At 28.8% G+C, this 14,561-nt stretch carries 11 protein-coding genes and 1 riboswitch; of the genes, 7 read left to right on the forward strand and 4 right to left on the reverse strand.

Annotated features, from left to right (window positions below; all coding sequences use genetic code 11):
* Nucleotides 1-128: 128 nt before the first annotated feature.
* A riboswitch (SAM riboswitch) is annotated at nt 129-270 on the reverse strand.
* Nucleotides 271-602: 332 nt separating this feature from the next.
* The 5 genes from metK (at nt 603) to BTO18_RS09700 (ending at nt 8,720) form a co-directional block, all read left to right on the forward strand.
* The gene (gene metK, locus BTO18_RS09680; protein ID WP_105016025.1) at nt 603-1,859 is read left to right on the forward strand and encodes a methionine adenosyltransferase; all 1,257 of its coding nucleotides are present in this window, start codon (nt 603-605) and stop codon (nt 1,857-1,859) included.
* A 137-nt stretch (nt 1,860-1,996) separates the two neighbouring features.
* Nucleotides 1,997-4,510: a zinc-dependent metalloprotease gene (locus BTO18_RS09685; protein WP_105016026.1), complete on the forward strand. Its 2,514-nt coding sequence runs from the start codon at nt 1,997-1,999 to the stop codon at nt 4,508-4,510.
* 75 nt (nt 4,511-4,585) lie between these two features.
* Nucleotides 4,586-6,181, forward strand: coding sequence for a carboxypeptidase-like regulatory domain-containing protein (locus BTO18_RS09690; RefSeq protein WP_105016027.1), 1,596 nt, complete (start codon nt 4,586-4,588; stop codon nt 6,179-6,181).
* 92 nt (nt 6,182-6,273) lie between these two features.
* Nucleotides 6,274-7,929: a SulP family inorganic anion transporter gene (locus BTO18_RS09695; RefSeq protein WP_105016028.1), complete on the forward strand. Its 1,656-nt coding sequence runs from the start codon at nt 6,274-6,276 to the stop codon at nt 7,927-7,929.
* Between the two features lie 26 nt (nt 7,930-7,955).
* Nucleotides 7,956-8,720 (forward strand): protein NO VEIN domain-containing protein, encoded by a 765-nt coding sequence (locus BTO18_RS09700; RefSeq protein ID WP_105016029.1) that lies wholly within the window; start codon nt 7,956-7,958, stop codon nt 8,718-8,720.
* Between the two features lie 71 nt (nt 8,721-8,791).
* On the opposite strand, the gene BTO18_RS09705 is transcribed toward BTO18_RS09700, so the two are convergent.
* Both BTO18_RS09705 and BTO18_RS09710 read right to left on the reverse strand, forming a co-directional pair.
* Nucleotides 8,792-9,769, reverse strand: a complete 978-nt coding sequence (locus BTO18_RS09705; RefSeq protein ID WP_105016030.1) for an endonuclease/exonuclease/phosphatase family protein — start codon at nt 9,767-9,769, stop codon at nt 8,792-8,794.
* The gene (locus tag BTO18_RS09710) at nt 9,766-11,400 is read right to left on the reverse strand and encodes a mechanosensitive ion channel family protein (protein WP_105016031.1); all 1,635 of its coding nucleotides are present in this window, start codon (nt 11,398-11,400) and stop codon (nt 9,766-9,768) included. The genes BTO18_RS09705 and BTO18_RS09710 overlap by 4 nt, the downstream gene beginning before the upstream one ends.
* A gap of 104 nt (nt 11,401-11,504) precedes the next feature.
* Here BTO18_RS09710 and BTO18_RS09715 point away from each other — a divergent pair, with 104 nt between their 5' ends.
* Nucleotides 11,505-11,954 (forward strand): Spy/CpxP family protein refolding chaperone, encoded by a 450-nt coding sequence (locus BTO18_RS09715; protein WP_105016032.1) that lies wholly within the window; start codon nt 11,505-11,507, stop codon nt 11,952-11,954.
* A gap of 56 nt (nt 11,955-12,010) precedes the next feature.
* Here BTO18_RS09715 and BTO18_RS09720 read toward each other — a convergent pair whose 3' ends face one another.
* Together BTO18_RS09720 and BTO18_RS09725 are read right to left on the reverse strand one after the other, a co-directional pair.
* Nucleotides 12,011-12,706, reverse strand: coding sequence for a LytR/AlgR family response regulator transcription factor (locus BTO18_RS09720; protein WP_105016033.1), 696 nt, complete (start codon nt 12,704-12,706; stop codon nt 12,011-12,013).
* On the reverse strand, nt 12,703-13,482 hold the full coding sequence (locus BTO18_RS09725) for a sensor histidine kinase (RefSeq protein ID WP_226789097.1): 780 nt from the start codon (nt 13,480-13,482) through the stop codon (nt 12,703-12,705). Before BTO18_RS09725 ends, BTO18_RS09720 begins: the two co-directional genes overlap by 4 nt.
* A gap of 206 nt (nt 13,483-13,688) precedes the next feature.
* Here BTO18_RS09725 and BTO18_RS09730 point away from each other — a divergent pair, with 206 nt between their 5' ends.
* Nucleotides 13,689-14,558: an ABC transporter ATP-binding protein gene (locus BTO18_RS09730; RefSeq protein ID WP_105016035.1), complete on the forward strand. Its 870-nt coding sequence runs from the start codon at nt 13,689-13,691 to the stop codon at nt 14,556-14,558.
* Nucleotides 14,559-14,561 lie beyond the last annotated feature (3 nt).

A 14,561-nucleotide genomic window follows, 5' to 3' on the forward strand; every position in this document is an offset into this window, starting at 1 on the left:
TTTTGAGTTAATAATTTGATTAAAACAAAAGTCAAAAACATCTTTTAAGATGTATTTATTAGAAAAATGTTATTAAGAAAATTAAGAATATTTTAGGTTTAAGATATTCTGTTTTAGTTATCTATCCAATCTCATTCTTTGAGACACTGAAACAAGTTCAGTACTTGGGTAGAATTTAGCACCTTCTTTATAAAAACCATTTTATTTAGTATTTATAAAGGGTTGCTAAGGTTTCATTGGGTCTAATCCCTCCACCTTTCTTGATAACATTTCAATAAGTTATTGAACTTTGTGAATACAAATATTGCAACAGAAAAATTTAATATCCAAATAAAACATTGTTAATTTTTTATGAATTGTAAATTTAAACTCAATTGATAACTTATTTTAAACATTCAATAATTTTTAGTAAAATTTTACTAAAATTTTAGATTATTCGCGTAAATTTGCATTTAATAAGAGGAAAAATTTGAACTGATTGCAACCTCTACATCTGAAATAAATTCAGTTGTAACAAAAATGCTAAAGCAGTAATTATCTACTTCTTTTAGCGACAAAGCAATCAATTTTAATAAAAATAAATTTATAAAATAAATTGAATTATGTCGTATTTATTTACATCCGAAAGTGTTTCTGAAGGTCATCCAGATAAGGTAGCAGATCAAATTTCCGATGCTTTAATTGATAATTTTTTAGCCTTTGATAAAAATAGTAAAGTTGCATGCGAAACTTTGGTAACAACTGGTCAAGTAGTTTTGGCTGGTGAGGTAAAATCTAAAACTTATTTAGACGTTCAAAAAATAGCAAGAGACGTAATTAATAAAATTGGTTATACCAAAGGAGAATATATGTTTGATGGTAATTCTTGTGGAGTTTTATCTGCAATTCACGAACAATCTCCAGATATCAATCAAGGTGTTGATAGATCTAGTCCAGAAGAACAAGGTGCAGGAGATCAAGGAATGATGTTTGGTTATGCAACAGATGAAACTGAAAATTATATGCCTTTAGCTCTTGAATTATCGCACAGATTATTAAAAGAGTTGGCTGAATTAAGAAGAGAAAATTTAGCAATTTCTTACTTAAGACCTGATGCAAAAAGTCAAGTAACTATTGAATATTCTGATGATAATGTTCCGCAAAGAATTGATGCAATTGTAATTTCTACACAGCATGATGATTTTGATGCTTCTGAAGAAGTAATGTTATCAAAAATAAAAAAAGATATTGTTGAAATTTTAATACCTAGAGTTGTTGCAAAATTACCTACTCATATTCAGAAATTATTTACTGACGACATTACGTATCACATCAACCCAACAGGAGTTTTTGTAATTGGTGGTCCTCATGGAGATACTGGTTTAACAGGTCGTAAAATTATTGTGGATACTTATGGTGGAAAAGGAGCTCATGGTGGAGGAGCTTTTTCTGGAAAAGACCCAAGTAAAGTAGACAGATCTGGTGCCTATGCAACAAGACACATTGCAAAAAATTTAGTTGCTGCAGGTCTTTGTAAAGAAGTTTTGGTTCAAGTTTCTTATGCTATTGGAGTTGCAAAACCAACAAGTATCAACGTAGAAACTTATGGAACTTCTAAAGTAAATTTAACTGATGGGGAAATTAGTAAAATCGTTGAATCTATATTTGATATGCGTCCATATTTTATAGAACAAAGACTAAAATTAAGAACACCAATATATTCTGAAACTGCTGCTTATGGGCATATGGGAAGAACTCCAGAAATTAAAACAGTAACATTTAAAAATCCTATGGGAGAAACTGTTTCAGAAGAAGTAGAAACGTTTACTTGGGAAAAATTAGACTATGTAAATAAAGTTAAGGAAGCTTTTAACATTTAATGCATTCTATTTTTTTGGAATTTAATAAGCTATCAATGAATATTGATAGCTTTTCATTTTATGTCTTTAACATTTATTTAAGAGACCTTGTTTTAATGTTTATGTAATTTCGAAAACAATTCAAATCACACTACATTATGACAAAAAAAGTACTTTCGCAACTACTTTTGGTTGCATTTATTTTTGCTTTTTCTTTAGATGCAGAAGCTCAAAAAAAGAAGAAAAAAAACAAAAAAGACGACAAGACAGCCACTGCTGTAAAATCGAAACCAAAAGCCAAACCTAAAAAAGGAGCTATAAAACCTTACAGTAAAGTTGTAACTAAAGACATGAAAACTGATGATGGTCTTTTTAAAGTTCACTCTAAAGACGGCAATTATCTTTTTGAAATTCCTAATAAGTTAATGAATCGTGAAATGCTAATGGTTACACGTATTGCAAAAACTGCTAGTGGCATTGGGTTTGGTGGTGGAAAAACCAATACGCAAGTTTTGCGTTGGGAAAGAAAGAATAAGAAAGTCTTATTGAGAGTTGTTTCTCATCAAGTAGTGGCAGATACAATTTTACCTGTTCATGAAGCTGTTGTAAATTCGAATTTCGAGCCAGTATTGTATTCCTTCCCAATTAAAGCTTTTAACAAAGATACTACAGCTGTTGTTGTAGATGCAACAAAACTACTTTCTGATGATGTAAAACCTATGGGTTTTCCACAATTTTATAGAACAAGATACAGAGCAACACGTTTAGATAAAGCTCGTTCTTATATTGAAAGAGTTAGTAGCTATCCAAAAAATATTGAAATGCGTCACGTAAAAACGTATTTTGCTTTAAAACCACCAAGTAATGGAAGTGTGGGTTCTATTTCTGTAGAAATGAGTAACTCTATGATTTTACTTCCAGAAAAACCCATGAAACGTCGTTATTTTGATGAGCGAGTTGGGTGGTTTGCTAGAGGACAAACAGATTATGGTTTAGATGCTCAAAAAAGTAAAACTGTTACTTTTTTAGATAGATGGCGATTAGAAGTTAAAGATGAAGATTTAGAAAAATTTAAAAGAGGAGAACTAGTTGTACCAAAAAAGCAAATTGTTTACTATATAGATAGAGCAACACCAAAAGTTTGGAGAAAGTATATAAAACAAGGTATTGAAGATTGGCAAGTTGCTTTTGAAGCTGCAGGATTTAAAGAAGCAATTATTGCCAAAGACCCTCCAACAAAAGAGGAAGACCCAGATTGGAGTCCAGAAGATGTTCGCTATTCAGTAGTTCGTTATTTAGCTTCTCCAATTCCTAATGCAAATGGACCACATGTTAGTGATCCACGTTCAGGAGAAATATTAGAATCTGATATCAATTGGTATCACAATGTAATGTCTCTATTAAAAAACTGGTTCTTTGTTCAGACTGCAGCTATTAATCCAGATGCACAAACAACAGAATTTAAAGATGAAGTTATGGGTCGTTTAATTCGTTTTGTATCTTCTCACGAAGTTGGTCATACATTAGGGTTACCTCATAATATGGGAAGTTCTGTAGCTTATCCTGTAGATTCTTTGCGTTCTGCATCATTCACAAAAAAATACGGTACAGCACCATCAATTATGGATTATGCTCGTTTTAATTATGTAGCTCAACCAGAAGATAAAGGTGTTGCTTTAATGCCAAATATTGGTATTTATGACAAATATGCTATTTCTTGGGGATACAGACCTATTTTAAACAAAACTGCTAAAGAGGAAAAACCAATTTTAAATTCTTTGATTTTAAAACATGCAGGAGACCCAATGTATAGATTTGGACATCAACAAGTTGGTTCTGGAGGTCCTGTTGACCCTAGTTCTCAAACAGAAGATTTAGGTGACAATGCCATGAAAGCTAGTGATTATGGTATTAAGAACCTTAAAAGGATTATGAATAACCTAGAAAAATGGACTACAAAAGAAGGTGAAACTTACGAAGATATGGCTACTATGTATGGTCAAATATTAAGTCAATTTAACAGATATGTTGGTCATGTAGCATCGAACATTGGTGGAGTTTATGAACACTACAAAGCTGTTGGTCAAAAAGGAGATATTTATACACACGTTAATAAAGATCATCAAAGAAACGCGGTTAAGTTTTTAAATAAACAACTATTTGCTACACCTAAATGGATGATTAACAAAGATGTTTTTGGCAAAGCTGGTTTTTCTGGAAATATTGAAAGAATAAGTGGTTTACAATCTAGAGGTTTAAATAGAGTTTTAGATGCTGGTAGAATGGCTAGAATGATTGAAAACGAGACTTTAAATGGAAACAATGCCTATAAATTAACTACTCTATTTTATGATTTACGCCAAGGTGTTTGGTCAGAATTGTACAGAGGTGGTAGTATAGATACCTACAGAAGAAGTTTACAAAGAGCACATATTAATCGTTTAAGTTATTTACTAAATGAAGCTAAAAATCAGAGAGGAAGAAACGAAGGATACTGGAAACAAAGTACAGTAGTTATTAATCAATCTGATATAAAAGCAATGGTAAGAGGTGAATTAAATCGATTAAAGAGAGATTTAAAAGCTAATATTTCTAAAGCACCAAATACAGTTAGTCGCTATCATTTACAGGATGCTGTAGCTAGAATAGATATGGCTTTAGATCCAAAATAAATGTAACAGTTATATTATTAAAACCACATCTATCTTGGTGTGGTTTTTGCTTTAATTTAACCTAATAATTCTACTTTGAGAAAAATATTTTTAGTTACTTTTCTAATATTTTTAAAAATTTTTATTTCCTATAGCCAAGAAAAAAACAGTAAACTAACTTGTAAAGTTTTAGATTTTTCTACAAAAAAACCTGTTGTATATGCAACAGTTATGCTAAAGAAAATAAATAGAGGTACACATGCAGACTTTAATGGAAATTTTGAAATCCCTTTAAAACATCATAAAAATGGAATTATAAAAATATCTTCAATTGGATATAAAAACAAAGAAATAAAACTATCTAATTTAAAAAAGGAGGCAACAAACATTATTTACCTTAAAAAATCTAATAACAAACTAGATGAAATAGTTATAAAATCATCAAAAAGAAAAAAGAAATTATACGCGAGACAAATTGTTAGAAAAGCAGTAGAAAACATACTAGAAAATTATCCTACTACACCACATTCTTACATAGGTTACTATAGAGATTACCAACAACCAACTGATGATTCTTATCAGAAAATGATAAAATCAGACAAACCTATTGAGTATTTAAATGTACATGAAGCTATAATAGAATCTTTTGATAATGGATTTAAAACCGATAAATTAAAAAATAAGAAAAATCAAGCTTTGCTTTATAAATTTACTGCAAATAAAGACTTTATTCAAGACTCTACATTAACAATACCTTACGACAATAAGAAAAAAAAGTATTCAGAAAATGTTTATATTACTCCTTTAGGAGGCAATGAACTTAATATATTAGATCTTACAAATGCTATTAGAAATCACGATAAAATGTCTTTTTCTTTTACCAATGTATTTGATAAAGACTTTATTAAAAATCACTTTTTCAACCTTAAAGAAATCGTCTATTTAGATGATATAGCATTGTATAAAATTTACCTTTACTCTTTAAAAGATAAAACTAGTTATGAATATTCTGCATATGGTCATATTTATATTTCTAAAAATGATTTTGCAATTCATAAATTTAATTACAACTTGTACTACAGAAAAAAGAAAAAACCACAATATGCTGTAACCATTCAATATACTCCTAAACAAGATAAAATGTATTTGAATTACATTTCGTTCAACAATTATTTTGAAACTACAAATGGTAATTATTTTAAAATTGCCAAAACAATCTTTAGTGCTAAACAAAATGCATTTAAAATATCTTTTAATAGAGAAATTGATATTAGCACAATAGAACCTTTTAAGAGGAATTTTAAAATTTACTATAAACAACAGAAATTAAAAATTATTAATGTTAGTATTTCTGATACCGATAGTAGAACAATTAAGGCTTACATTGATAAAAATTCGACTAAAAAAATAAATTTTGATAAAGAAAAAGACAATCCAAGTTATCCTTCTTACTTCACTTTTGATATCAAAAATATAAAAGATACAAGAGATTTTGAAATTGATAAAAGGCCTAGTATAAAATTAAATCAGTACAGAGAATTATTTGTACAAGAGATATTTACTGATAAAAAGCTACCTCTTCAAGTAAATTTTATTGATAAAAGTCTACCACTTTCAAAAACAATTATAACAAACAAAATCTTTAAAGATTCTTATTGGATTAATTCTCCTTTAAAAAAATCGAAAGATTAAATCTTTAATAATAATATTCTCTAAAATAAATTAAGGTTTATTCCTTAAATTTACATACCAATTTTTCTATTTAAACTGATAATATAATAACTATGATTGCTAAATATTACGATTTAAAAAACTTAAAAGGAGATATTACTGGTGGTTTAGTTGCTGGTGTTGTTGCACTTCCTTTAGCGTTAGCATTTGGAGTACAATCTGGTTTAGGTGCTATTGCAGGTTTGTATGGAGCTATTGCAGTCGGTATTTTTGCAGCCATTTTTGGTGGAACAGCCACACAAGCAAGTGGCCCAACAGGGCCTATGACAGTCGTTTCTGCAGCACTTGTAGCTGCAGCAATTGAAAGCACAGGTAGTTTAGGTGCTGCTATGCCAATTATTGTGTTAACCTTCTTAATGGGTGGTGTTTTTCAAATTGTATTTGGTTTTTTAAATATTGCTAGTTATGTTAAATATTTTCCCTATCCTGTTGTTTCTGGGTTTATGAGTGGTGTTGGACTCATTATCGTAATCTTACAACTCTTCCCTTTTGCAGGTTTATCGTCAGCAAAATCTACTTGGTTAGTGGTACAAGATTTACCAAGATTGTTTTCAGATTTTAACCTAGAAGCATTGTTATTGGGTGTTTTAACTGTTATTGTGTACTATACTTTTCCTTTCATCACAAAAAAAATACCTAGTGCTTTAGCTGCATTATTGGTAGCTTCATTAGCCAGTTATTTTTTACAATGGAACGTGCCAATTATTGGTGAAATACCATCTGGTTTACCATCATTACAAATTGAAGGTTTGTTTAGTATAGACTCAAGTGCTTATTCACTAGTTTTAGAGTATGCAATTGTATTAGCTGTTTTAGGTTCTATAGATTCACTATTAACCTCTGTAATTGCTGATAATATGACCAAAACCAAACACAATAGTAACAGAGAATTAATTGGGCAAGGAATAGGAAACGCTATTGCTGCCATTTTTGGAGGAATTCCTGGAGCTGGTGCTACAAAAGGAACAGTAATTAATATTAATAGTGGAGGAAGAACAAGAGTTTCTGGAACCATTCATGGATTATTTTTACTTGCAGTGCTTTTAGGTTTGGGTAAACTGGCTGCATATATTCCACTTTCAGTATTAGCAGGTTTACTAATTCCTATTGCATTTAAAATTGTGGATACTAAAGGATTAAAACACCTATTGGCAGTACCAAGAGCAGATGCAATTGTACTAATTATAGTTTTATTGATGACTACTTTTGGAAGTTTAATTCAAGCAGTTGGTGTTGGTTTGTTATTGGCTTCTCTACTATTTATGAAACAAGCTAGTGATATTGCTGAAGAAGGTTTAGAAGTTGGAACTTTAGCTGGTTTTGATGGTGAAAAACCTTGGCAAGACGAATTGCCTTTTTACGAAAAATATAAAAACAAAGTGTATATCAAACATTTGTACGGACCATTATTCTTTGGATTTACTTCGCACTTTCAGAATGAAATTAAAAATATTCCTGATGAAATACAAGCCTTAATTATTAGAATGGATAGAGTACCATATATAGATCAATCTGGTTTGTATGCCCTAGAAAATGCTGTTTTAGATTTAGAACAAAAAGGTATTATGGTAGTTTTGGTAGATGTTGATGAACAACCTTATGACAAACTAAAATCTATTGATATTGTACCAGATTTAGTTGCTGAAGAACATATTTTTAAAACTGTTAAAGATAGTTTTGGGTATTTGAAAGAAAGACTTAAAGATTAAAATACAAATTGATTAAATAAGTTGGAATGAAAGAAAATAAACATGAGAATTATGAAATTTTAAACCTATTAGGATATGGACTTTCTAAATTTGATAATGATTTTATCAAAGAATTTGGATTCAGTACTAAAAATTCTTTTTATCAATATTTTGTTGATATCAATATAGTAGAAACTGGAAGTGTTGTAAAAAATAGGATGGATTTACTTGATCCATTTTTCCCAAATAAAAGAAAAGGTTGGTGGCATAAAGGAGATACTTATTTGCATAGAAAACAAACTATAGATAATCTTTTTGGTAGTGAAAATGCTCACGAATACGCAAATGTTGTAAAACTCTTTTTAAATGATAAGTACAATATTGATGATTTTTTTATATCAGTAAAACCAATTATAAAAACTCGATATAAAAAAATGCAAGAAACTGGTTTAGAAGCTGAATTATATTTTTTAAATAATTACAATACAATCGATATTTTTAAAAACGGCACCATTGAAGATGCTAGATTATATGGAGATGGTTATGATTTTCAAGTAAATGTCAATGAACATTCTTTTTTAACAGAGGTAAAAGGAATTAGAGAAAAAAAAGGGAAATTTAGACTTACAGAAAAAGAATACAAAAGGGCTAAAGAATATCAAAAAGACTATATTATAACTCTAGTTCTAAATTTGAATGACTCTCCAACTTTTTTGACTATTGATAATCCTATTCAAAATCTTAATTTTAGGAAAAAGGTTTATAAGTCAAAAAAAGTAAAAGAATATCATTTAGCTTCAGAAATCTTTTAAATTATAAAATAAGTGTTTGCGCTTTTGAAGCTTTTATGAATAATGAGCCAATTCCAATAGAAGAAGAGTAATTACCTCAACTTAAACTTCATAAAAATAGGTAAATGATCTGAAGCTAGTCCAAAAGCATTTAGTACTTTTCCAGATACATATTCAATAGTATTCTTTGTATAAAAAATATAATCTATTCGTTCAAAAGGTTTTTTGGTATCAAAAGTATTGGCAAGATTTTCTGGATTAAAAGCGGCATTACCAACATCAGACATGACAAACATTTTTTGAACAATAGCGTCTTTATCTCTTGCTCTAGAATTAAAATCCCCTAATAAAATAGTTGGATATTCTTTCTTGTAAGTATTAAAAATAGATAAAACTTCTTCAAATTGTTTTACTCTCGTTTCTTTCTCAAAAGCTTCTAAATGAATGTTTATAACTACAACCTCTTTATCATTCAAAACCACTTTTACAACTTGTGCTAATCGTTCTAAATAAAAAGCATCTCTATGGAAGGGAGCATCAGCAACTCTTTGTAAAACTATCCTTTTATGATTTTTTAATTGATATTTACTAATAATAGATTGCCCAGAAACCACTTTACCAAAATGCATACTTATTGGCCAATAAGGAAAAGGTAAATAACGCTCATCCCAATTTATGGCTCTTGCTCTATAATTGTATCCTAAATTGGCTATTTCTTCTTCTTGATTTACATTGTAAGAACGTGAAGCATTGTAATCTATCTCTTGAAATGCAATAATATCAGGGTTTACTTCTTTGGTTTCTAGTAGTACTTTCTGCAAATTATCATTAAACAAACTTTTAGGTTTTTCGACAGCTCTATTATTTGTCATGCCACTTAAATAACCAATATTATAGGTAACAATACTAAAAATAGAATCATTTTTAGGTTCATCAAATGTATCAATCTCAATTAATTTTGAATATTCTTTTTCTGCTAATGTTGAAGAGGATGCCCAAAAAAAGAAGACAATACAAACAATTACCAATAGTAAAAAAATGAAGGAAAAATATTTTAAAAAACGTTTCATGAGTTTTTGGGTGGATTTTCTTTAGAAAAATTATCAACGATTTGTTGGATGGCTTTTTCAAAATTATCTTGATTGGTATTGTATTTTGGTGCCAAACTACTTTTGTCTGGGAATTGTTCAATCATAACAGTTGATGATGGAAAAGCAAAATCTACCCCTAAAGCAGCTGCCAATCTAACAATTGTTAGGTGCAATTTGTGTTTAGAAGCTTGCTCATCATTCCAAGCCAAGCTTTTAAAAAACACATTCATCATAATTTGCAGAGCAGAATCACCAAAACCTGTAAATTCTACTACAAAAGCATCCTCTCTAATTTCTGGATGAACCTTAATAATTTCACGAACGCCTTTTACAAAAGCTTCAATCAATTCTGGTGGAGTATCGTAACGAATTCCTAAAGTGGTATTGTACCTTCTAAAAGAACGCACACCAGAATTATTAATTACCATTTCTGATAATTTACTGTTAGGTATTTGAAAAACAGTAGTATCTGCAGCTCTAATTCTTGTTGATCTAAAGCCTACTTCTTCAACAGTACCTGTAACTTCACCTGCACTAATCCAATCACCTATATGAAAAGGTTTATCAAGAAAAATAGCTACAGTACCAATAAAATTCTTAACGGTATCTTGTGATGCCAATGCAAAAGCCAAACCTCCAATTGTGGCTCCAGCAAGAATGGTTGTGGTATCTACACCAAATAATTGAAGCATTTTAAAAAAACCAAAAATAACCACTATACCTGTAAGTAAATTATTTAAAATTGGTACTAATTGGTCATCAAGCTTATTATCTGTTTTTTCAGTTACTTCTTTGTAAATCTGCATAATAACCTTAACCAGCTTTAACAGTATAAAAATCCAAAAAACTGTTTCAGCAATATTTATCCCTAAAAAGACCCATTTATTTACTTCTAGTGAGAATTGTAATGATGGAAAAATAGCACCAATAAATTTTAAACTAATTAATAAACTAATTGGGTGTGCCAATTTTCTTAAAACAGTTTTTACTTCAATATTAGTAATGGTAGTTTTGGTAATATAGTATTGAATTCTTTCTAAAACTTTGTAGGTTATTTTTTTAACTAACCAATAGACTAGAATAGTTAATATAACTAGAAGTAATAATGCAGTAATTTGCCAGACTTCACAACCAAATATTTTTTTATGCCCATAATCTGGAACAACACTTTGTAGCTTTTCTACATACCATGGGTAAACGTCGCTATATAAAATATCAATAGCAGCAACAGTTTCCGACGAATAATACCAATTTTTATCAATTTTTTCTACGTAAATTTTTGGCATTCTTTGTGGAAAAGGAACATATTTAAATAATTTAGAATACCCTATAGAATCATTAAAATTAGGATTATTAGGTATTTTACTAAAATCTATATATAATCCTTTACCATCTAAAATTCGTTTTAATTTAATCGCTTTTTTGATAGCTTCATCTCCTTCTAAACCATAGATAGTTTGGGCTGCTTTTTGGGGTTGATAAGTATCGTTTTGCAAATAATAGATATGCGTATAAATAGTAGCATTGGGGTTGCTTAAATCTACATTTGCAGATTGTTGAGCATTGGTTATTGTTGCTAGTAAAACAAAAAAAAGAAGTATTTTTTTCATGTGTTCTATAGTGTTAAATACTTGTTAATTAGAAAACAAATTTAAACCTTTTAAAAATTCTTTGGTCAAAGAAGTGGATTTAAAAATAACAAAATTTATATATTATGAGAAAATTAGCAAGTATTTTAGTTTTAGTATTCGCATTTACTTTAACTACACAAGCCCAAAAAAAGAGGAAAGATAAAAGACCTCAATTATCTGTTGAACAACACACTAATTTAGCTGTTAAGAAAATGACACTGGCTTTAGATTTATCAGAAAAGCAACAAAATCAAATTAAACCTTTGTTAAATGCTCAAGCTACTGCAAAAAAAGAAGCTATGGAGAAAAGAAAGGAGATGAGAAAAGCAGAAAAAAAACCAACTGCAGATGAAATGTATGAAATGCAATCAAAACGTTTAGATAATCAAATTGCATTTAAAAAAAGCATGAAAGAAATTTTAGATGATGAGCAGTTTGAAAAGTTTGAAAAAATGGCTAAAAAAAGAATGGTTAAAGGAAAGAAAATGATGAAGAGAAAAAGAAAGATGAAAAGAGATAGAGAAGATAATTAAATTGATTTGGTTGATTAGTTTTTTTAAAACTCCATATTCTTAATTGAATATGGAGTTTATTTTAGCAATACATCTATACTTTTTTTGTATAATTTTCCTATTGGAATAATATGTAAGCCAATTTTTATGCAATTACCTTCTATAAAATTAATATGTTTTTTTGCTACAATAAAAGATTTGTGAACTTGAAAAAAATCATTTTTTTGCAATTTTTCAAAAAAATCTGAAATTTTACTCCTAGTAACTATAGTTTCAGAAAACATATACACTTTGCAATAATTTCCATTTGCTTCAACGTATAAAATTTCTGATAACTTTGCTTGAATTTGTTTCTTATCCGATTTTATAAATACAGTATCTTTCTTATTTATTGATTTTGGTTTTTGTGTAGAAATTTCTGTACTATTTTCTTTTACCTTGTTTATTGCTTTTACAAACCTTTCAAAACTAAAAGGTTTTAATAAATAATCTATAACATTTAATTCAAACCCTTCAATAGCATGTTCTTTGTAAGCAGTTGTTACAATGATTTTGGGTGGATGTTGCAAGGATTTTAAAAAATCGAAACCCTTTAATTTAGGCATATTGATGTCTAAAAAAATTAAACCTACAGTATTTTTATTTAAAAACTGAAGTGCTTCAATAGCATCATAGCAACTTTTAGCAAATTCTAAATTTGGTAAAATATCACAATATCCTTTAATAATATCGTGTGCAATATGCTCATCATCAATGATTAAGTAGTTAATCATAGTTTTAGTTCTAATTTAGAAGTATACATATTTTCTTTAATTGTTGTTTTAAAAGAATGCTTTTGGGGATATTTTAAAGCCAAACGCCTTTTTAAATTCTTTAATCCAATTCCTTGTTTTTCTGATTGAATTTCAACGTCAAAATTATTTTTAATCTCAAAAGTAATGGTATTGTTTTTTGCTATTAAATTTATGGATACAAAAGCATCTTTAGTTAAATTTTCAACTCCATGTTTAAAAGCATTTTCCAATAAAATAATAAATAAAAGTGGTAATATTTTATACGTTTTCTCATCTACATCCACGTGAAAATGAATATCAATTTTTTTATGATATCTTAATTTATGTAATGCTATATAATTCTCTAAATAGGTGATTTCTTCTTTTAATGTAACTGTTTCTTTTTCTCCTTCGTAAATACTGTATCGCATTAAATCTGATAGTTTTAAAATCAAATTCTTCGCTTTTTCAGCATCTTTATCAACCAAACCATATAAATTATTGAGCATATTAAAGAAAAAATGCGGATTTACCTGACTCTGTAAATGCAATAATTCTGTTTTGGCTTTTTCCTGTTTTAAACTAATAATGATTTTTATTTGCCTAAAAAACCATCGAAAGAAAAGAAAAAAAACAGTTAAAAAATAGAAAAAAGCAACAAAACCAAACACTTCACTTTCTCCAAAAAGATCATTAAAAATCACAATACAAAGACCAAATCCTATCAAAAAAAACCAATAAATCCAATTTGGAATTGACACTAATTGTCCTCTCATTTTTGAAATCATAATCAATATTAAACAATTATACTGCATTTGACAAATAAGTTGACAAACGACTTCAAAAACGTAATGAACACCAAATTCTAGAGAAAAATGCATCCTTTACTTTGTATCCCTAAAATTGATGTGTTTGTCACATAAACTTTAAAGAAAAAAATACTGATGTTAAGTTTGGCTAAAATTCAAAATATTACAGCCAAATGGACAAGCTCATTATTTCCAATTTAAGTAAAACTTACGATAATGGCATTAAAGCATTACAAAATGTATCACTAGAAATATCTACAGGAATGTTTGGACTTTTAGGTCCAAATGGTGCTGGAAAATCTACTTTAATGAGAACTCTTGCCACTTTACAAGATGCTGATGAAGGTTCTATAAAACTGGGTAATGTTGATGTAACTAATCAGAAAAATGAAATCAGAAAAGTATTGGGTTATTTGCCTCAACAATTTGGAGTGTATCCAAAAATATCTGCAGAAATGTTGCTGAATCATTTAGCTGTTTTAAAAGGAATTGTAAATAAAAAAGAACGTAAAAATCTTATCGAAAGTTTACTGCACAAAGTCAATTTATATAATGCTCGTAAACAAAATTTGGGTGGTTTTTCTGGAGGTATGAAACAACGTTTTGGAATTGCGCAAGCTCTATTAAACAATCCTAAACTATTAATTGTTGATGAGCCTACTGCTGGTTTAGATCCAAAAGAACGTAATCGTTTTTACAATTTATTGAGTGAAATTGGCGAAAATACCATAGTTATACTTTCTACTCATATTGTTGATGATGTAAAAGAATTGTGTACAAATATGGCAATTATTGACAAAGGCATAGTTGTTTTAAAAGGAAATCCTCTTGAACTAATCAATAATCTCGAAGGAAAAATTTACAAAAAAACAATTCAAAAAGAAGAATTAGAGCAGTATCAAAAAGAATATACTATCATAAATCAAAAATTATTTTTAGGAAAACCTATGATACATATATTAAGCAAAAAAAAACCTGAAAATGGTTTTATCTCAATGAAAAGTGGCCTTGAAAGTGTGTATTTCTCAAAAATCAAAAACTAACAA

The organism is Polaribacter porphyrae (genome assembly GCF_002954685.1).
Taxonomy (GTDB): domain Bacteria; phylum Bacteroidota; class Bacteroidia; order Flavobacteriales; family Flavobacteriaceae; genus Polaribacter; species Polaribacter porphyrae.